16 protein-coding genes are annotated in these 17,538 nt (G+C 73.2%); 3 read left to right on the top strand and 13 right to left on the bottom strand.

The annotated features are described in order from the left end of the window. Nucleotides 1–83 precede the first annotated feature (83 nt). From NUT86_RS13730 to NUT86_RS13715, 4 genes are all read right to left on the bottom strand, one after another. On the bottom strand, nucleotides 84–1,316 hold the full coding sequence (locus tag NUT86_RS13730; RefSeq protein WP_159488343.1) for an HTTM domain-containing protein: 1,233 nt from the start codon (nucleotides 1,314–1,316) through the stop codon (nucleotides 84–86). After that, the gene (locus NUT86_RS13725) at nucleotides 1,313–2,035 is read right to left on the bottom strand and encodes a DUF5819 family protein (RefSeq protein WP_159488344.1); all 723 of its coding nucleotides are present in this window, start codon (nucleotides 2,033–2,035) and stop codon (nucleotides 1,313–1,315) included. Before NUT86_RS13725 ends, NUT86_RS13730 begins: the two co-directional genes overlap by 4 nt. Before the next feature lie 227 nt (nucleotides 2,036–2,262). After that, nucleotides 2,263–3,015: an AfsR/SARP family transcriptional regulator gene (locus NUT86_RS13720; protein ID WP_229838206.1), complete on the bottom strand. Its 753-nt coding sequence runs from the start codon at nucleotides 3,013–3,015 to the stop codon at nucleotides 2,263–2,265. A 256-nt stretch (nucleotides 3,016–3,271) separates the two neighbouring features. After that, on the bottom strand, nucleotides 3,272–4,147 hold the full coding sequence (locus NUT86_RS13715; RefSeq protein ID WP_159488345.1) for a glycosyltransferase family 2 protein: 876 nt from the start codon (nucleotides 4,145–4,147) through the stop codon (nucleotides 3,272–3,274). 227 nt (nucleotides 4,148–4,374) lie between these two features. Between NUT86_RS13715 and NUT86_RS13710 the strand changes: the two genes are divergently transcribed. From NUT86_RS13710 to NUT86_RS13700, 3 genes are all read left to right on the top strand, one after another. Further along, nucleotides 4,375–4,737 carry a cupin domain-containing protein gene (locus NUT86_RS13710; RefSeq protein WP_026169361.1) on the top strand — a complete coding sequence of 121 codons (363 nt, stop codon included), beginning with the start codon at nucleotides 4,375–4,377 and terminating at the stop codon, nucleotides 4,735–4,737. A gap of 277 nt (nucleotides 4,738–5,014) precedes the next feature. Continuing rightward, nucleotides 5,015–5,434, top strand: coding sequence for a thioredoxin (gene trxA, locus NUT86_RS13705; RefSeq protein ID WP_266446574.1), 420 nt, complete (start codon nucleotides 5,015–5,017; stop codon nucleotides 5,432–5,434). Then, nucleotides 5,431–6,027, top strand: a complete 597-nt coding sequence (locus tag NUT86_RS13700) for a histidine phosphatase family protein (protein ID WP_018088091.1) — start codon at nucleotides 5,431–5,433, stop codon at nucleotides 6,025–6,027. Before trxA ends, NUT86_RS13700 begins: the two co-directional genes overlap by 4 nt. A 103-nt stretch (nucleotides 6,028–6,130) precedes the next feature. On the opposite strand, the gene mreB is transcribed toward NUT86_RS13700, so the two are convergent. The 9 genes from mreB to NUT86_RS13655 form a co-directional block, all read right to left on the bottom strand. Continuing rightward, nucleotides 6,131–7,162: a rod shape-determining protein gene (gene mreB / locus NUT86_RS13695; protein WP_159488347.1), complete on the bottom strand. Its 1,032-nt coding sequence runs from the start codon at nucleotides 7,160–7,162 to the stop codon at nucleotides 6,131–6,133. Nucleotides 7,163–7,350: 188 nt separating this feature from the next. Beyond that, nucleotides 7,351–7,971, bottom strand: coding sequence for a hypothetical protein (locus NUT86_RS13690; RefSeq protein WP_274735441.1), 621 nt, complete (start codon nucleotides 7,969–7,971; stop codon nucleotides 7,351–7,353). Continuing rightward, the gene (locus tag NUT86_RS13685; RefSeq protein WP_159488349.1) at nucleotides 7,949–8,764 is read right to left on the bottom strand and encodes an FkbM family methyltransferase; all 816 of its coding nucleotides are present in this window, start codon (nucleotides 8,762–8,764) and stop codon (nucleotides 7,949–7,951) included. The genes NUT86_RS13690 and NUT86_RS13685 overlap by 23 nt, the downstream gene beginning before the upstream one ends. Beyond that, nucleotides 8,761–8,985: a Trm112 family protein gene (locus NUT86_RS13680; protein WP_159488350.1), complete on the bottom strand. Its 225-nt coding sequence runs from the start codon at nucleotides 8,983–8,985 to the stop codon at nucleotides 8,761–8,763. Before NUT86_RS13680 ends, NUT86_RS13685 begins: the two co-directional genes overlap by 4 nt. Before the next feature lie 3 nt (nucleotides 8,986–8,988). Further along, nucleotides 8,989–9,930, bottom strand: a complete 942-nt coding sequence (locus NUT86_RS13675) for a DMT family transporter (RefSeq protein ID WP_159488351.1) — start codon at nucleotides 9,928–9,930, stop codon at nucleotides 8,989–8,991. Further along, complete coding sequence (locus NUT86_RS13670) at nucleotides 9,908–10,642, bottom strand: class I SAM-dependent methyltransferase (protein ID WP_159488352.1); 735 nt, start codon at nucleotides 10,640–10,642, stop codon at nucleotides 9,908–9,910. Before NUT86_RS13670 ends, NUT86_RS13675 begins: the two co-directional genes overlap by 23 nt. After that, on the bottom strand, nucleotides 10,639–12,231 hold the full coding sequence (locus tag NUT86_RS13665; RefSeq protein WP_274735437.1) for a condensation protein: 1,593 nt from the start codon (nucleotides 12,229–12,231) through the stop codon (nucleotides 10,639–10,641). The genes NUT86_RS13670 and NUT86_RS13665 overlap by 4 nt, the downstream gene beginning before the upstream one ends. Next, entirely contained in the window at nucleotides 12,228–16,811 is a 4,584-nt protein-coding gene (locus tag NUT86_RS13660) for an alpha-(1->3)-arabinofuranosyltransferase domain-containing protein (RefSeq protein ID WP_274735435.1), read from the bottom strand. Before NUT86_RS13660 ends, NUT86_RS13665 begins: the two co-directional genes overlap by 4 nt. Beyond that, nucleotides 16,808–17,533, bottom strand: a complete 726-nt coding sequence (locus tag NUT86_RS13655; RefSeq protein ID WP_266446595.1) for a class I SAM-dependent methyltransferase — start codon at nucleotides 17,531–17,533, stop codon at nucleotides 16,808–16,810. The genes NUT86_RS13660 and NUT86_RS13655 overlap by 4 nt, the downstream gene beginning before the upstream one ends. Between the last annotated feature and the right edge of the window lie 5 nt (nucleotides 17,534–17,538).

Here is a 17,538-nt window from a genome sequence, read left to right as displayed (position 1 = left end):
TACGGGCCGATTCCGTCAGGGGGGCCGCGCGCGCCGGGCATCACATCGCGCCGGGCATCACATGCGTGAGGTCGCACGGTGCGTCAGACGGTCACGCCCCGGCTCTCGTTCCGGTCGCCCGGACCCTTGTTCCGGCGTAGTGGTGCGGTGATGCGGTCCCGCGCGGCCGCAATCCTCGACCCGCCCCAGCGCAGGAAGTTCGTCGGCAGAAAGACCATGTCAGAGACGATCATCGCCAGCGAGAAGAACGGCAGGCCGCAGATCACCGCGATGGTCGCGTGTTCGGTCATCAAGATCGCAAGCATCACGTTCTTCACCCGTCGGTTCAGGAGCGTGAAGGGAAAGGCGACCTGCGCGACCACGGTGCCGTAGGTGATCAGCGTGACAATGGTGGAGCGGCTGTCGAACACCTGGGACAGACCCGCCCACGGGCTGAAGTAGTCCAGATGAAGCGGGAAGTGCAGGGCGCTTCCGTCCTGCCAGCGGGAGCCCTGGACCTTGTACCAGCCGGCGGTGGCATAGAGCAGGCATACCTGGGCGGCGATCACCAGCATCGCGGCGTTGTGGACGAGGTTGGCGACGACATCGAACAGCGCCCACGTGTCCCGGGAACGACGCCGCCCTGCCCAGAACCACAGGGCCTGGATCAGCCACAGCCCCCAGAGGATCAGTACCCAGCCCTTGGGGAGTTTGGCGAATCCCGTCATCTGCGCGAGGGCGAGGCCCACGCCGGCGAGGATCCACAGCGTCACGCTCACCCGGTCGCAGCCGTCCCGGGGTGGTGTCTCCTGGCGCTCCCGCCGTCGGGCGTCCAGCGACCACACCTGCCCGCACCGGGTGAGCACCAAATAGCTCGCCATCAGGTGGATGAGGGTGTCGCCGCCGTCGCCCAGGAGGACGCTGCGGTTCATCAGGGACAACACCCCGACCATGAACAGGATCGACATCGTGCGGGTGTGCCACCCCAGGAGCAGCAGCACACTCACGACGAGCACCCCGTGGTAGACCAGCTCGAACCACAGCCTGTGGTTCGACCACAGCAGGACCGTGAACGCGTTGTTCGAGGCGATGAGGCGCTGGGCCAGGTCGAATCCCCACGGGTTGGTGGTGCCGTACAGCTCCAGCCGGTGCGGCCACTCGCGCAGGAGGTAGAGCGCGAAGGTCAAGGCGAAGCCGATCCGGACGACCGCGGCCTGGTACGGCGCGAGTGCCGCACTCGTGATCCTGTACAGGAACCTGGCGATCGCCGCGTCGAGCTTGCTGCCCATGCCCTTGAAGGGGGAAGGCGTCCGGGCGATGTCCTTCTCGACGCTCACGGGAACTCCTTTTTGGAGACCGGCCACCATGGAAGCACCTGGTAGGTCTTCTTGGTGCTCCCGTTGTCGCCGCTCCACTTGGGCGGGATGATCGGGGTGTTCGTCGCGTAGATCTGCACCTTGACCACCTGACCGCCGTCGATCCGGTACCCGAGCCGGTGAGCCGCGATCCGGCGTACGAAGGCCTCGGAGAGTTCACCGCGCAGGCCGATCGCCCGCCCCTTGGCATCGTGCGTCCTGTTGTAGAAGTCCCAGGCCTGACGCAGCAGGTTCTGATGCGCGTGACTGGGCACGGGATTGCGCCTGATCTCGCGGATGTCCTGGGCGGTCAGTGCCAGCCAGTTCGTCGTGCGCCGGGAGCCGTCGGGGAACGCGACCTCGGCGCGCGCGTGCACGGCGATGTTGTCCTGGAGCGGATTCGGTGCGAAAAGCTGCCAGTTCTGATCGAACTCCGGATAGACGTAACCCTTGACCAGCCTGTCGTACTTCTTGCTGATGGCGTTCGGCGGCGCGACGAACAGGAACACCAGAAGCAGGTGGAGCGTGACGCCGATCGTCAGCACCACGACGGCCGCCATGATCACGATCCGCGACGGCAGTGACCAGGACCCGCTCGGTGCCGGCGGCAGCCCGCGGACGGCGGCGGACCGTCCGGGCGTCTCGCCTTCGCCGGTGCCGTCCGTGCCGGTCTCGTCCGAGGACCCGCGTGGCTCCACCATGCTCCCCCGATCACGGGTCCCGAACCTTCAACGGATGCGCCGACGGATCACCTGGTCATTCACGTCACCGCCGCCATATCAGAATAAAGAGACTCATTCCGATGCAAACGTGCTGTTGGGCCGAATGGTTGAGGGGGTGGTCCGGTGCGAGGGGGCTGTGTACCTCGAAGCCCGGGGCCGCCGGGGCGCTGTCACCGACCGGGCCACCGTCACCGACCGGGGCGCTGTCACCGACCGGGGTGCGGCCGCAGCAGCCCGTCCATCAGGTGACGCAGCCGCGGTGTGGGGCGGAGGCCGAGCTCGTCGCGGAGGCGGTGCTCGTAGCGTTCGAAGTCGTCCAGCGCCTCGGACAGGTTGCCTTCCGCCAGGTGGGCGCGGATCAGTGACGCCTGACTGCTCTCCCGCAGCGGATTCGCCTGTACGGCCGCGTGGGCGGCCGCCACCGCCCCGGCGAACTGCTTCGTGTCGATGAACTCTCCCGCCAGCGACTCAAGTGCGTGGAGCCGAAGCTGCTGCCAGCGTTCCGCCTCCTGCAGTGCCCAGTCGTCGTACCAGCCGGGCAGCAGGTCGCCGGAGAGCTGGTCTACGGTCGCCGCGCTGAGCTGGAGCTCTCCGGGCGGGACACCGGGGTCGAGTATGCGCTGGGCCAGGGAGCGCGCGTGGTGCAGATCCACGCTGACGTCCCGCCCGAGGCGCACGTCGGTGGGGCTGATCTCCAGGGCTCTCCTGCCGATGCTGCGCAGGCGCGACAACGCCGACCGCAGGTTCGCGTGCGCGCTCTGCTCACATGCTTCGGGCCAAAGACTTCCGGCGACCAGGGACCGGGGGGCAGCGGTAAGGCCGTTGAGCGCGATGAACGCCAGGAGTCGCTTAGAGCCGACGGGGACCACCACCGGCACATCGCCGACCACGAGGTCGAAACCGCCGAGAAGGGCGATACGTACGGCCGGCCAGTGGTTCACATGCGGTCTGGAGATCACGGGCTCATCTGGGCTCATAGCCGTTGATCGCGGAGAGGTCCGTCTGCTCGGCGTACACGCCACCGGGCGCGCTGCCGTCGCCTGAGGTTCGCAACCATCTGTGCACCTCCCACAAATTCATGTTGCTCCGCCCGGGAGGGGTTGTCGAATTGTTTGACTTTGGTAGGAGATGTCGCCTCCGGTGATGCGTCAATCGAGGCGGCTGGGGCTTATCCTCCGCGCCCGAGAGAGTTCCGGAAGCCCGCTGGATGACCGCTCAGACGATCGGCGGGCGCCCCAGCTTCGTCATGCGCCATACCGTGCGCCAGCGCATCGGCCGGCGTCGTCCGCAGGGGGTGCGTACCCCTTCGGCGAAGCCTGCGGCCCAGGCGCGCAGGCCCCCTACCGACGGGCTGCGTACGGCTGTCAGTGCCGCCCATACGCCCAGATAGGCGGGCACCAGGAGCGCGGGCAGATGCCGCTTGGCGAGCCAGACGCGGTTTCTGGCGACCATGCGGTGGTAGACCGCGTGCCGGGTCGGTGAGGTGTACGGGTGCTGGAGCACGAGTTCCGGCACGTAGCGGATGTGCCAGCCGTCGTCCAAGGCCCGCCAGGCCAGGTCGGTTTCCTCGTGCGCGTAGAAGAAGTCGTCGGGCCAGCCGCCGATCCGCTCCAGCATCGGTACGGACAGGGAGTGCCCGCCGCCGAGGAACGTGGTGACCAGGCCGCCGCGCGCCGGGTCGCCGGCCCGCAGGCGGGGGACATGGCGGCGCTGGGTGCGGCCCCGCTCGTCGGCGATGCGGAAGCTCACGATGCCCAACTGCGGGTCGCGCGCGTGCAGTTCCGCCAGCCGGCTGAAGACGTCCGGGCTGATCAGCAGGCCGTCGTCGTCCAGGTCGACCACCACGTCGAGGTCCCCGAGCTTGCGCAGCTCGTCCAGGGCGACATTGCGGCCACCGGAGACTCCCAGGTTGTCGCTCAGCTCGACACCGATGGCGCCGTGCGGCAGAGGCGGGAGCGGTGAGCCGTTCCCGATGACCACGATGTGGGCCGGCCGGAGATCCTGCTTGGCGACCGAGTCCAGCAGCGCCCGCAGCTCGGCGGGACGGTTTCCCATGGTCAAGATGGCGACGCCTACGCGCAGATGACGCACAGAAGTTTGCTCCGTTCTTGGCGGTCTTGTCGGGATGCTAACCGCCGGGTGCGGCGACTGCGTGCCACCGCGCTTCCCCGGCGACATCCGGCCGCTGAACGCTGGGGAACGTGTCTCCCGGCGGGGCGGCCGCCGGGACGCGGTGGCCGGGCGCCCGGTCGCGGCGCACCATGGAAGGACCGGGGGGTATGCACGGATGACCAGGGGGGTGGATGGAGGAAGCCCTCATGATGGAAGTCAAGACGGTCGACAAGCCGGATGAGCGGCGCGACTTTCCCCGGGGCCACCTCGAAGCCCTGCACCTCACCGGACTGGACTTTGCCGTGGCCACCTTCGAGCCCGGCTGGCGCTGGTCGGAGTCGGTGCGCCCGATAGCCGGCACCGACAGCTGCGAGGTCCACCACAACTGCTTCGTGGTCCAGGGCCGGATGCGCATCAGGATGAACGACGGCGCGGAGTCCGAAGTGGGACCCGGCGATGTCTTCGTCTGCCCGCCCGGTCACGACGCCTGGGTCGTCGGTGACGAGCAGTGCATCGTGTACGACTTCGCGGGCGAGATGGCGAAGGACTACGGCAAGGCGAAGAGCTAGGGGAAGACCTCCTGGAGTCAGGGGAAGACCCTCTGGAGCCAGGGGAAGACGCCCTGGGAAGTGACGCACCGAGCGAGGCCGGGGCGCGGCTGCCGGTTGCCGCGTCGGCCGGCCGGGTGGCGTGTAATTTCCCACGTGGATCCGGATGTCTAGGAACGCGATCGGTGGGCAGGGGTGCACGACGGTCCGGCGTGCGGAATACGTCACGGGTTGATCCCGTTACCGCAGCCGGAGACCGACTGGCAATCGTCGACAGACCGGAAGCAGGGAAGCACGCATGAGCACCATTGAGCTCACCAAGGAAAACTTCGACGAAATCGTCTCCGGCAACGATTTCGTTCTGATCGACTTCTGGGCCGAGTGGTGCGGGCCGTGCAAGCAGTTCGGCCCCGTCTTCGAGAAGTCCTCCGAGACGCACGACGACCTGGTCTTCGCCAAGGTCGACACGGAGGCGCAGCCCGAGCTGGCGCAGGCCCTCCAGATCCAGTCCATCCCGACCGTGATGATCGTCCGCGAGAACATCGCCGTCTTCGCCCAGCCGGGCGCGCTGCCCGCGGAGGCCCTGGAGGACGTCATCGGCCAGGCCCGTGCGCTGGACATGGACGAGGTCCGCGCCTCGGTCGTCGAGGCCCAGCAGGGTGAGCAGGCCCAGGCCGAGGCCCAGGCCGAGCAGGGGCAGCAGGCGCAGGGCTCGTGAGCGACCTCCTTCTGGTCCGGCACGGCGAGACCGAGTGGAGCAGGGACGGCCGGCACACCAGCTGGACCGATCTGCCGCTGACCGCCACCGGTGAGGAGCAGGCCCGCGCACTGCGGCCGCTGCTGTCGGACCGGAAGATCGGGCAGGTGTACGCCAGCCCGATGGAGCGGGCGCTGCGCACCGCCGAGCTGGCGGGCCTCGCCCGCCCACAGATCGACGCCGAGCTGCGGGAATGGGACTACGGCGGCTATGAGGGCATCGCCACCGCCGAGATCCACCGCAGCCGGCCCGGCTGGTATCTGTTCTCCGACGGTGTCGCCGCGGGGCCCGAGGAGCATCCGGGCGAGTCGCCCGAGCAGGTCGGGGCGCGCGCCGACCGGGTGCTGGCACGGATCGCGCCGCGGCTCGCCGCCGACGAGGGCGATGTGGCGCTGGTGGCGCATGCGCACTTCCTGCGGGTGCTGGCCGCCCGCCGGCTCGGCCTGCCGCCCGCCGCCGGGGGACTCTTCACCTTCGAGACCGGCGCGGTCGGCGTCCTGGGGACCGAACACGACCGGCCCGCGGTGATCGCCTGGAACGCCCGGAGTCTGTGAATCCGGGGTCTGTGACCCAGGGCCCGTGACTCGCCGCTGAGCCGATGAGGCCGGAGGCCGGAGTCCGGAGTCCGGAGTCCGGGCGGACGCGGGCACCGGAGCGCTACGGGTCCATCGGATCGAGGTGCAGGGGCTGCACCTTGCCCTCGATCATGGCGCCGAGCCCCATGACGGCACAGGTGTCGGGGCGGTCCGCGGTATGCACCGGCATGTTCGTGGCCTGGTGGATCATCGGCTCCAGACCGGGAATCAGCGCGCTGCCGCCCGCGAGCACGATGCCGCGCTCCCCGAGGTCGGCCACCAGATCCGGCGGGCAGCGGCGCAGAACGGCCCCGATGCCGTCGAGGATCGAGGTCAGCGGGGTGGTGATGGCGTCCCGTACCCGCTCGGTGTCGACATGCACGGAGCGCGCCATCCCGCTGACCACATCCCGGCCGTGCACCTCGGTGGAGCCGGGGGTGCTCCCGTCGCCGCCGGAGAGGATCATCTGCAGCGGGCGTACGGCCTGCCCCGCCAGCATCAGCTCGTGGTGCAGCCGCAGATGCTGGATGACCGCGTGGTCGATGGCGTTGCCGCCCACCGGCACGGTCTCCGCGGACACGATCGAGCCGAGGGAGAGCACCGCGACCTGTGTGGTGCCGGCGCCACACACCACGATCATGGTGGCCTCGGGCTGCTCCACCGGGAGCCCGGAACCCACCGCCGCGGCGACCAGGGTGTCGACCAGCTCCACCCGCCGCGCCCCCAGCCCGGTGAGCGTCTCCACCGCCGCCCGCTGGGCCAGCGGCTCACTGCCGTACGGAAGGCAGACCGCGGCCCGCATCGAGGGCCGGCGCCGCCAGGTCCTGCGCAGCTTGTCGCCGACCAGGGTCCGCAGCAGCCGCTGGGCCATGTCGATATCGACGATGGTGCCGTTGGAGACCGGGCGCACCACACGGATGTAGTCGGGGGTACGGCCGTCCATCACCTCGGCCTGGGCGCCGACGGCCAGCAGCGCCCCGCTGCGGGTGTTGATGGCGGCGACGGTCGGTTCGTCCACGACCAGCCCCTGGTGCTTCACATACACCCTGGTCCGGGCCGCGCCGATGTCGATGGCGGCCGAACAGCGCCGCAATTGGGCGAGGCTGATGGTCATGGGTGATTCCTCCCCGATGGGCCGGTATGGACGGAGCGCTCGTGCGGCCGGTTCGCAGGGACCGCTCGTGCGCCATCCTCCGGTCGCGCGGGGGCCGCCGCCTGCTGGAAAGGTCCGCTAGGGGGACGGGGGCGGGGCGGTTGCGGCGAAGGGGTGATGCGGTGGGCAGATGCCGGTGCGGCGGGCCCTCAGCCGGTCAGCCGCTGGTACAGCCCCCAGGTGAATTCGGGGACGATGCGCTGCGGGGTGCCGTCGGGGCCGGGCGCGGTACAGGCCAGCCGCCAGCGGGTGGGGGCGCTGCCCTCCATGGGGCGGGCCGGGGCGAAGGCGCGGGCGACCTCGTCGACCGTGCAGGACCAGGGCCGCAGATCAGCGGTGGTGCGCAGGTCAGGGGCGGTGGCGCCGGGCGCCCGGACGAGCCAGGCGTTCCAGACGGCGCCCCGCGCACCGGTGAGGACCTCGAACCGCAGATCGGGCCAGAGCGGAACCGGCCAGGTCAGTGCCTCGCAGCTCAGATCGCCGATGCGGCGGGCGGTGACGGTCTCGGGGGCGCCGAGCAGCGCACGATACGGCTGGAGACCACCCGGCGCTCGCGGGGCGTGCATCCGTGCCTGCCAGCGGCGGTTGGCCTCGCGCATCCCGGCGCGGGAGACACCCAGGGTGCGCAGCGCGTCCTCGACCAGGCCGGGGTGGTGGTCGGCCATCCGGCGCAGCAGGACGAGCTGGAAGGCGACCGGGCCGGACAGGGCGGAGGGGGTGCCGGGGCCGCCGGGGCCCCCGGGCGGGTCATTGTCCGTGGAGTGGTCCATGGGGGACATGGTGGTGGACGGCGCGGGCCACGGGGCGTCCGGGGCGCTCGCCGTCGGGGAGGAAGAGCACGGAGTTGACGTAGCGGCGGTGCGGGGCGAGGGAGCGGCGCAGCAGCCCGTGCTCGGCGACATGGCAGGTGCGGGACTGGTGGGCGGACAGATCGAAACCGTCCAGCGGCAGCCAGCGGTCGCGCGGCAGGACCCAGCCGCGGTAGCCGTACGCGGCCGTCCAGTCCAGGACGGGGGCGAGCGGCTGGATACGGGTCTCCAACTCGACGAACAGCGCCGGGAGTTGACGCTCCACGGTGTGTGCGGCGCCGCGCAGCACCGCCAGCTCCGCGCCCTCCGCGTCGATCTTGATGAGGGTGACGGCCGCCAGCTCCAGGGCGTCCAGCGGGAGGCAGGGCACCTCGACGGCGGTGGTGTGCAGCTCACGGCGTACGAGCGAGGACACCCCGCGGTCGCCGCGGCCGCCCGGGGGCAGCCAGAGGGTGGCGCATCCCGTGTGATCGGTGGCCGCGGCGGCCACCACCTCGACCTGCGGGGGAGTGACCGAGGCGAGCAGCCGGGCCAGGTGGGGGACCGGTTCGAGGGTGACGACCCGGTCGGCGCGACGGGCCAGCCGCCGGGTCCACGGGCCGTACCACCCGCCGACGTCGACGGCCGTGCCGCCGGGCGGGCAGAAGTCGGCCAGCCGCCGCAGCTCCGGTTCGAACCGCGGATAGAGCCCGGCCGCCAGCGCCGACACCAGCCGGGCCGGCAGCCGGGGTCCCAGCCGCGCGGCGAGCGTCACGACCCCGGTTCCCGGTCCGCGAGGCGGCGCAGCGCGCGCAGATGCTCGGCGTCGGTGAGCGGTTCGCCGGAGGAGGGCAGGAGCTGGGGGATGCCGTCGACGATCGGATAACGGCGGCGCAGCCGGGGGTTGTAGAGGGCGTCGTCGGGGACGAGCAGCGACAGCGGGCCCTTGTCGAGCGGGCAGACCAGGATCTTCAGCAGCGGGTCATCGGGGGTCATGGCTCAACTCCGGTGGTGTGGTCGTGGGTTCGGGGTGGGCGGTTCATGGCGGGGCAGGGCGAGCAGGACCGCCACGGCGACGGCGGTTCCGCCCAGCCGCAGCGCCCGGCGCAGCGGATCGGCGGGCAGCGGCTCACCGAACGCCACGGTGCCGCAGACGACGGTGAACACACAGGTCACGGTGGTGCAGACGGGGACGATCACGGAGGCCCGGCAGCGCTGCAGGGCGGTCTGCGACAGCACCAGACCGGCCGCTCCGGTGACGAGCAGGAGGTACGGGTAGGGCGAGCGGAGCAGCCGCCCGGCGGCGGCCGGGATGTCATGGGTGGTCAGCATGCCGGCGACGCCCTTGATGGCCAGCGAGCTGACGCCGTAGAGCAGGCCGACGGCCACCCCGTAGGGGACACCCGCCGTCGGCAGCCGGTGGCGGCGCCGGGCCCGCCGCTCCGCCGAGCCGTACAGCAGCAGCCCGGCGGCCAGCGACGGCACCGCGATCAGCAGCAGCGTGCCGGGCGGCGCGGTGCGGGCGACGGCCCGTGCGTCCTCGCCCTGGAGGGAGGCGATGACCAGCGCCAGCGCGACCAGGATCGCCACGATGCTCTGCCGCTCCCGGCCGCTGGTCCGCTCGCCCAGCACCACCGAGGACAGCAGCAGCAAGAGCACCAGGCCCGAGACGAACAGGCCCTGGGCGGCGGCGAGCGGCAGGGTGCGGTAGACGGCGAGCTGGGCGGCGAAACCGGCGGCCAGGGCGAGCGAACCGGCCAGCCACAGCGGGCTGGACAGCAGATGGCCGACGACCCGGCCGGGCTGCCGGGTGCTCAGCGCGGGCAGCCCGGCCAGGGCGCGCTTCTCCAGTACGAAGCCGGTGCTGTACAGGACGTTGGCGAGCAGCGCGGACGCCACGCCCCACCACGGCACCGCGCTACCCCCTTCCCCGGCGGGCATGGGCGAGCAGGATGGAGGCCAGCGACGGGACATGGCACGCGGCGCGGTCCAAAGGGCGCAGCGGCCGCGGCACATCGTGATACGGCGCACCGGCGATCCGTACGGCCTCGAAACCGGATGCCGCGAGGAAGCCGCGCAGGGCACGGGCCGTGTAGAGCCGCAGATGGCCGACGACCTGGGTGCCTGGCCGGCCGTGGATACGGCGCATGCTCACCTCCGAGAAGACGGGCTGGACCCCGGCGAGCAGCAGCCCGCGGTTGTACCAGGCGGCGAGGTTGGGGGTGGAGAGCATCAGATGGCCGCCGGGGCGCAGGACCCGGCGCAGCTCGTCCAGGGCGGCATCGGGATCGACGAGATGCTCGATGACCTCGCTGAAGAGGACGGCATCGGCGGAGCCGGAAGCGAACGGCAGCCCCCCGTCGGTGAGTTCGCCGCGTACCGCACAGGGGATCCGGGCCCGGGCGCGGCGCAGGGCGTCCTGCGACCAGTCGACGCCGACCAGGCGGTGTCCGGCGAGCACCTGGGCGGCGGTGGCCGCCGCCGAGCCGTCGCCGCAGCCGATGTCCAGGACGGTGGCGGCCGGGGCACCCTCGCGTACGGGCCCCAGGGCGCGGGCCAGCAGCCGGGCCTGCCGCCGGCTGCGGGCGGCGCCGGAGGCGACCGGGACGGCGGGATTCTCGTAGAAGTCCCGCAGCGCGGCGGGCCCGGTCACCGGGACGCTCCGGCCGCCGGGGGCGCGGTCCAGGCGGTGGCGGCGAGGGACGAGCGGAACAGCGCGCCGAGCCGGGCGCCGGCCGCGTCGTCCAGGAGGGCCGGGGACCAGCGCAGCGCCAGCTGGATCCGGCCGGCCACGGAGACGGTGGTGACGGTGAGCCCGCGCGGCATCCGGGCCGGGGCGGAGAACCACACCGCGGTCGGCCGGCCGGCGTCCCCGAAGTCCAGCGGGTAAGGAATCCGGCCGATGTTGGAGAGGAGGGTGGTGGAGGTCCAGGGCGCGGCGGCGGTGCGCAGCGCCCGGGTCATCGCGCCGCGCAGCCGGACCGGGACGACGGGTGCCGTCAACACCGTTGCGGCGAACCCGAGTTGACGTCCGGGAGGTGCGGCCTTGAGGGCGCGGGTGCGGGCGGCGGTGCGCCGCAGCAGCCGGGCCACCGCGTCCGGGTCGGGCGGATCGGCGGTGAGCGGTCCGGCGTCCAGCCGCTCCTCGGGTCCGAAGCCGACCGACACCAGCCGGGTGCCGTTGCCGAGGGGCATCTCGGCGCCGCGCGGCCGGTCGTCGACGGGCATGGTGATGACGACGGGGGCGGTGGCCGGGGCGGCGGCCGTGCGGTGCGGGCCGGCCGGGGCGTGCAGCCGGTTCCAGCGGGCGACCATCAGCCAGGTGGCGACCAGGAGTTGGTCATTGACGGTGTACGGCGCCGTCGTCCGGCCGGGGGTGCGCGGCGGGCGGGCCGGGATCGGCAGCTCGGCCAGGAGCATGCTGTTGCCGGACCGGCCGCCCTGTGGAGCGCGGCCGGGGTCGGCGGCGATACGGGCCGGCCGGGAGAAGCGCCGCCCGGCCCCCGGCGGGTCATCGGCCTGCGGCCGCTCCGTACCGGGCCCGGTGGCGCGGACGGGCGACGGGCCGGGCGGGTTGTCGGCGCCGCCGTACAGCTCGGCGGCGGTGGCCAGCACCCGCAGACAGGACGGCCCGTCCAGTGCGGTGTGGTGGACGGTGAGGAGCAGCACGGTGCCGCCGCCCGCCTCCTCGATCACCTCCAGCCGTACGGGAGGCGAGGCGTCCAGCGGCGGACAGGTGTCGAGCGCGCGGCGGCGGGCGCGGGCCAGCGCGTCGGGGCCGGGCGGCGGGAAGTCGACCGGGTCCACGTCCGGGGCGGCGGTGAGCTGCCAGATATAGCGGCGGTGCCACCAGCGGACCGGCGCCTGGCGCATCAGGATGCGCGGATGACGGGCGAGCGCCCGGTGGAACGCGGTGCGCAGCCGCGCGGGATCGACCCGGCCGGGGAGGTGCACCTCGATGTGCACGGTCTCCGGCTGGCTTTCGTCCGGACAGTGCCGGGAGATCTCGTCCACGACGGGGAAGGGGACGTGGGCGACGACGATGCCGCGGGTCTGCCTCCCCCCACCCCCGAACCCACCCCCCGGCCCCTCCCCCGAAGGGGGAGAGGGGGAGGGGGCGGGGGAGCGCTCGGCCGGGCCGTCGGACGGTTCGCCCCGCCCGTCGGGCGGTTCGCCCCGCCCGTCGGGCGGTTCGTGCTGCCCGTCGGGCGGTTCGGGCCGGGCCGGTTGCAGTGCGGTCATCGGGTGGTGCCCTCTCCGCTGGTGTCGGTGGGCTGTACGGGGCCGCTGTCGGTCGGGCGTACGGGTCCGCTGTCGGTCGGCCGGTCGGGTCCGCTGCCGGCCGGGCGTACGGGTCCGCTATCCGTCGGCCGGTCGGGCCCGCTGCCGGTCGGCCGGTCGGGCCGGCTCGGCCGGGACCGGTGCCGTTCTGCCCAGTTCGGGCCAGCGCCCGGTGTCCGTCCCCGGGCCACGATCGGACGCCCGGCGACGGCCGGACCGTCGTCACGGTCCCGCACCCGGCGCGGGAGCGGCGGTGGGGCGTTCGGGCCGGGCGGGTCGGATGGGTCAACTGCGGCGGACGGCCCCGACGACCCGAACGCCCCTCTCCCCACCCCGTCCAGACCCGCCCCCGCCCCCTCCCCGGACACCGCCCGCCGCGACGCCCCGCCACCCCGCACGGTGACCACCGCCGCCGCCAGCGCGAGCAGTGCCAGGGCCTGTGCGGTGCCGCTGAATGCGCCCTCGCCGGCGGCATGGTGCTCGCCCGCCCCGAGGGACGCGACGACTCCGGCGCTCACCATCGCCACCAGGGCCAGCGGGACGAGGAGGTGCGGGCGGAAGCGTGCCACCAGTGCCAGGGCCGGCACGATCAGGGCGTAGGGACCGGCGGCCAGGGCCAGCACCGCGGTCAGCGCCAGGGTGCCCAGGACCCAGGACGGGGCGGGTGGGGGCAGTGGCGCGGGCGGCGGGGTGCGGGGGGTGCGGCGGACGAGGGCGGAGACGGTCAGGAGCGCGACCCCGAGGGCACCGCCGGCCAGTCCCAGGTCGTAGGTGACGGCCGGGGCGTAGGAGAGCTCGACGGTCCCGCCGGCCCCGGCCGGGACGAGGAAGGCCTGCTGCCAGCCGTCGATCCGGAGCGGGGTCAGCCGCCGGCCGTTGAGCGTGGCCTGCCAGCCGTCGTTGGCGTTCTCGTACATCTGGAGATAGACGGCCCGGCCGGCGCCGACCGCGACGCTGCGGCGGTCCCCCGACCAGTCCTCGGCGGTGACCTTGCGGACCGGGGCGGCGGACTCCCGTGCCGGTCCGGCGCCCGTGGCACCCGTGTGCGCGGTGGTGCCCCGCCGCAGCGTCACCTCCGTCAGCGCCAGCGGCCCCTGGTCGCCCGCCTCCACCCGGTGGCGTCCGGACGGCAGTTGCAGGCGTCCGTCACGGGCCGGGCCGGCGCACAGCCGCACCTCGACCGGGCGGCGTTCGGTGAGGTCACGGACGTATCCGGCGGCCTCGGTGGCGTGCAGGACACCGTCGACGGCGAGCATCGGGCCCTGCCCGCAGCCGAGCGAGAAGCGGGCGCCGGCGGCGGGCCGCGGGGTGCGGTACGAGTCGAGCGCGGGGACGTGGATCTCGCTGAGTCCGACCGGGAGTTGGAGCGCCTGGCCGGCGACCGGGTTGTGGAGGGTCAGCGGTGCGACCTTGCTGATGGTGATGTCGAGGCGGTCGGTGGTGATCGGGTCGAAGCGGGCCTGGCCGTTCTCGTCGACGCCCGCGGTGGCCGCCCCGTCCGGCGAGTTGACCTGGATCTGCTCCGGCCGGGTGGAGATTCCGCCGGCCGCGGCCAGCACGATCTGGTCGATCTTCTTCCGGCCGGGCCAGCGCAGATGCAGGGTCGGCCGGTCGCCGGCGATCCAGGCGGTGGTCAGATCGCCGTCGACGAGGTTGCGGGGGCTGAGCGACCGGCCGGAGCCGAAGCTGGTGGAGTCGGCGGTGGCGGTGATCCGGTCCCGCTGTTCCGGTGCGACGCTGTCCAGGAGGCGGTCGAGTTCGGGGCCGGGAACCGCCAGCGCCTGACCGGAGATCCGGTAGGGAGCGGCGGCGCCGGTGCGGAACTGGCGGTGCAGCCCGGCCTCCGCGGAGACCGGGGAGAGGCCGCCCGGGTCGCTGCCGCGGTGCAGCGAGAGGATCTCGGCGGGCGCGTCGGACCGCTCGGCGTCGGTGGGGAGTTGCAGCAGCCGGGTGACCTGGACGCCGGGGACGGAGATCTCCCGGAAGCCGGCGCCGGAGAGCCCGGCGCGTGGGGTCTGCGAGCCGAGGATCGTCACCTTCAGCCAGGTCGCGCGTCCGGCCGGGGCCTTGACCCGCTGCGGCGTTCCGTCGGGGCGCAGGGTGTCCTGTGTGCTGCCGCGGTCGGTCTGTACCCGTACGGAGGTCGGGGCGGCGCGCAGTCCGTCGCCGGGCAGCGGGGTGAGGGACAGCGTGGACGGAAGGGTGGTGGGCCGGGTGAAGGCGATCCGGACCCACTGGCCGACGGGCTCCCCGGCGCTGCCTTCCGCCCAGGCGGTGTCCGGGTTGCCGTCGAAGGCGTTGACCGGGTCGTACTGCGGCAGGTGGAAGAGCCAGTTGCCGCTGCTGGAGGCGGTGACCGAGGACGCGCCACGGAGGACGGCGGTGGTCTGGTGGCCGGGTCCGGCGGTCGGCAGGATCTGCCGGGGCGGGCGGCCGGGGTCCTGGACGCTGTCGGGGTGGTTCCGCTCACCGGCGGTGTAGGTGTACGAGGTGTTGCTGTTGACCAGCCCGAAGCGGGTGTCGGCCCGGCGCAGGCCGTCGGCGGTCAGCTGGAGCGGCGGGGTGCCGAGTCCGGGGTGGCGGTCGCCGGTCAGCACGGTGGGGCGGTGGCGCAGGGCGGGGTCGGCGGACAGCTGGAGGAGGGCTTCGGGGCCGCCGCTGAGCTGTGCGGTGTCCGCGACGGCCCGGGTGGTGACCGGGCCGGGCCCGGGGGTGTCCGCGGGCCGGTAGATCTCGACGGCGCGCTGCCGCGGGTAGAGGCCCTGTACCTGGAGGGGCGCCCCGGAGGGGATCCGGCCGCCGGTGGTCAGCGGCCCGAAGGCGGCCGCCTTGCGGTAGCCGGACGCCTGCAGGGTGCGCTTGACGGTCTGCGGCGGGACGTATCCGATCTGGTCCGGGTCGAGATCGTTGCGTACGACCACGTCGTGCAGGCCGGCCCGGCCCAAGTAGTCGCGCAGTCCGGGGACCTGGGCGCCGGTGAGCAGCGCCTGTTCGACGGCGTCCAGGGCGCGGCGGGCGCCCGGGGTGCCGAACGGGACGAAGTCGCGCTGCGCCCAGGGGGAGGTGGCGAGGACGTCGAGCGGCTCGTCGATGGGGGAGCCCCAGGTGTAGAGGCCGTGCGCGGTCGCGGGGACGACCAGCGCGCGGCTGTGCGGGGAGTGCTTCTGGAGCCAGGCCGCGGCCCGTTCCCAGGAGGCGGGCAGCCGGGTGAAGGCGCCGGGCTGGAGGACGGTGCCGGTGAGGAAGGGCAGGGCGAGGGCGGGCAGTACGAGGAGCGCCGTCACCAGCGGGAGACGGCGGCGGGCGGGGATCCGGCGGGTGCCGCGGCGTTCGGTGGCGACCGCGAGCAGATGCGCCAGCCCCAGGGTGAGCGCCAGGGCCAGGCCGGGGGTGAATTTGTAGATGTTGCGGAACGGGCGCAGCCAGCCGTTGAGCCAGTCCTGCCACAGGCCGTGCAGCGGCCCGCCGAGCGCACCGCCGTACCCGGCCAGCGCGATCAGCGCCACGGCCAGCACGGTCAGCAGCAGCCAGCGGCGCTCGGGCAGATCACGGCGGGCCAGCCCGGCCAGGCCGAGCGCCGCGGCCAGCGCCGAACCGAGGACCGCGAACGGCCGGGCCGTCATGGTCCAGCCGGCCGGCAGCCAGGGTTCGCCGAAGTTGAGGTAGCCGACCCAGTTGCCGGCGCCGCGCAGGAGTTCGGTGGCGGACATGGTGCCGGTGGTGGTGTCGGCCTGCTCGATGAACGGCATGAAGTCCTCGCCGTGCAGGCCGAGCAGCAGCAGCGGCACCACCCACCAGGCGGTGGCCAGGACGACACCGGGCAGCCACCAGGCGAGCAGCTTGGTCCGGCGCGGCCCCGTACGGGAGAGCAGATACAGGCCGACGGGCAGCAGCGAGGCCAGTGTCGAGGCCGCGTTGACCCCGCCCATGAAGGGGATCAGCAGCACCGAGCGGGTGGCCGCGATACGCGCACCGGCCTGCGCGTTGGTCAGCGGCAGCAGCACCCAGGGCAGCAGCGCGCCGGGCAGCGCGGCGGCGGAGGTGGAGCCGATGACGAGGGTGAAGGCCGGCCAGAGGGCGTAGCAGGCGGCGGCCAGGAGCCGGGCCGGCGGGGTGCCGACACGGAGGCGCTCGGCCAGCCGCAGCGCACCCCAGAACGCGGCCGTGACGATCAGCGACATCCACAGCCGCTCGGCCAGCCACACCGGCACATGGGCGAGATCGGTCAGGCCGTAGTAGGGGAGGGTGGGGAAGGCATAGCCGATGTACTGGTCGGCGATACCGCCGAAGCCCGCCCGGTCGTGCCACAGCTGCCCGAGGTCGCCGAGGAACCGCCACGGGTCGGTGGTCACACCCAGCTTGGTCTCGAACGTCATCTTCCCCGGCGAGGGCGCGAGGAAGCCGGCCAGGGCGAGCGCCCAGAACGCGAACAGCCAGTGTCTGCGCCGGCGGTGGCCGGGCGGCGGGGCGGGGGCGGGCGTCGGCCGTCCCCCGGCGTCGGGCGATCCGGGGGACGGGAACGGCCTCAGGGTCTGGGTCATGGCAACCGCCGGAGGATGAGGAGGAGGTTCCAGGTGGCGACCTCCCGGACGCCCGGGAGGCGGGGGATGGCCTCGGCGAGGAACGGCGCATAGCGGGAGCGGGCGGTGACCAGGCCGATGTCGTCGCGGGCCCGGACCTGGCGCAGGGTGCGGCCGATGTGCACGGCGAAGAGGTTGACGCCCAGGGTGTGTTTGGCCGCTCTCCCGGTGCGCCGCCGGTAGCGGGCGCGGGCCCGCTCGGCGCCCAAGTAGTGCCAGGGCGCGGTCTCATGGCCGCCCCAGGGGGAGAACCAGTTGGTGAAGGCGACGTAGATCAGCCCGCCGGGGCGGGTGACCCGGATCATCTCGCTCAGGAAGGTCTGCGGGTCGGCGACATGCTCCAGGACGTTGGAGGAGAAGCAGATGTCGACGGCGCCGTCGGCGAGCGGCAGCAGATAGCCGTCGGCGACCACCGCGCCCTCGGGGGGCGGGCCGTGCGCGGTCAGCTCCGCCATATCGGGTTCGAAGAGCCAGCCCAGGGCGCCGCGGCGGCGGAACTCCGCGGTGAAGTAGCCGCTGCCGCCGCCGACATCGGCGACCACCGCGCCTCTCAGGGGTGCATACCGTTCGACCTGGTCGGCGGCGTCCCGGGCGAGCAGCCGGTAGCAGTGCCCGGGGTCGGTCCGCTCCCGCAGGAAGGCGCGGAACAGGGTGTAGGACCTGCGCAGCGAGGGGTCGCGCACCGGGC

Origin of the sequence: Streptomyces sp. G7(2002) (genome assembly GCF_028870195.1) — a bacterium.
GTDB classification, from domain to species: domain Bacteria; phylum Actinomycetota; class Actinomycetes; order Streptomycetales; family Streptomycetaceae; genus Streptomyces; species Streptomyces nigrescens.
The sequence above is the reverse complement of the archived record's forward strand: the minus strand, read 5'-3'. Positions and strand labels throughout refer to the sequence as shown.

Excerpts from the sequence above, each read along its gene's own strand:
- NUT86_RS13725 (WP_159488344.1), bottom strand. The coding sequence starts at position 2,035 with ATGGTGGAGCCACGCGGGTCCTCGGACGAGACCGGCACGGACGGCACC.
- NUT86_RS13710 (WP_026169361.1), top strand. The coding sequence starts at position 4,375 with ATGATGGAAGTCAAGACGGTCGACAAGCCGGATGAGCGGCGCGACTTT.
- trxA (WP_266446574.1), top strand. The coding sequence starts at position 5,015 with ATGAGCACCATTGAGCTCACCAAGGAAAACTTCGACGAAATCGTCTCC.
- mreB (WP_159488347.1), bottom strand. The coding sequence starts at position 7,162 with ATGACCATCAGCCTCGCCCAATTGCGGCGCTGTTCGGCCGCCATCGAC.
- NUT86_RS13690 (WP_274735441.1), bottom strand. The coding sequence starts at position 7,971 with ATGGACCACTCCACGGACAATGACCCGCCCGGGGGCCCCGGCGGCCCC.
- NUT86_RS13680 (WP_159488350.1), bottom strand. The coding sequence starts at position 8,985 with ATGACCCCCGATGACCCGCTGCTGAAGATCCTGGTCTGCCCGCTCGAC.
- NUT86_RS13675 (WP_159488351.1), bottom strand. The coding sequence starts at position 9,930 with ATGCCCGCCGGGGAAGGGGGTAGCGCGGTGCCGTGGTGGGGCGTGGCG.
- NUT86_RS13665 (WP_274735437.1), bottom strand. The coding sequence starts at position 12,231 with ATGACCGCACTGCAACCGGCCCGGCCCGAACCGCCCGACGGGCAGCAC.
- NUT86_RS13660 (WP_274735435.1), bottom strand. The coding sequence starts at position 16,811 with ATGACCCAGACCCTGAGGCCGTTCCCGTCCCCCGGATCGCCCGACGCC.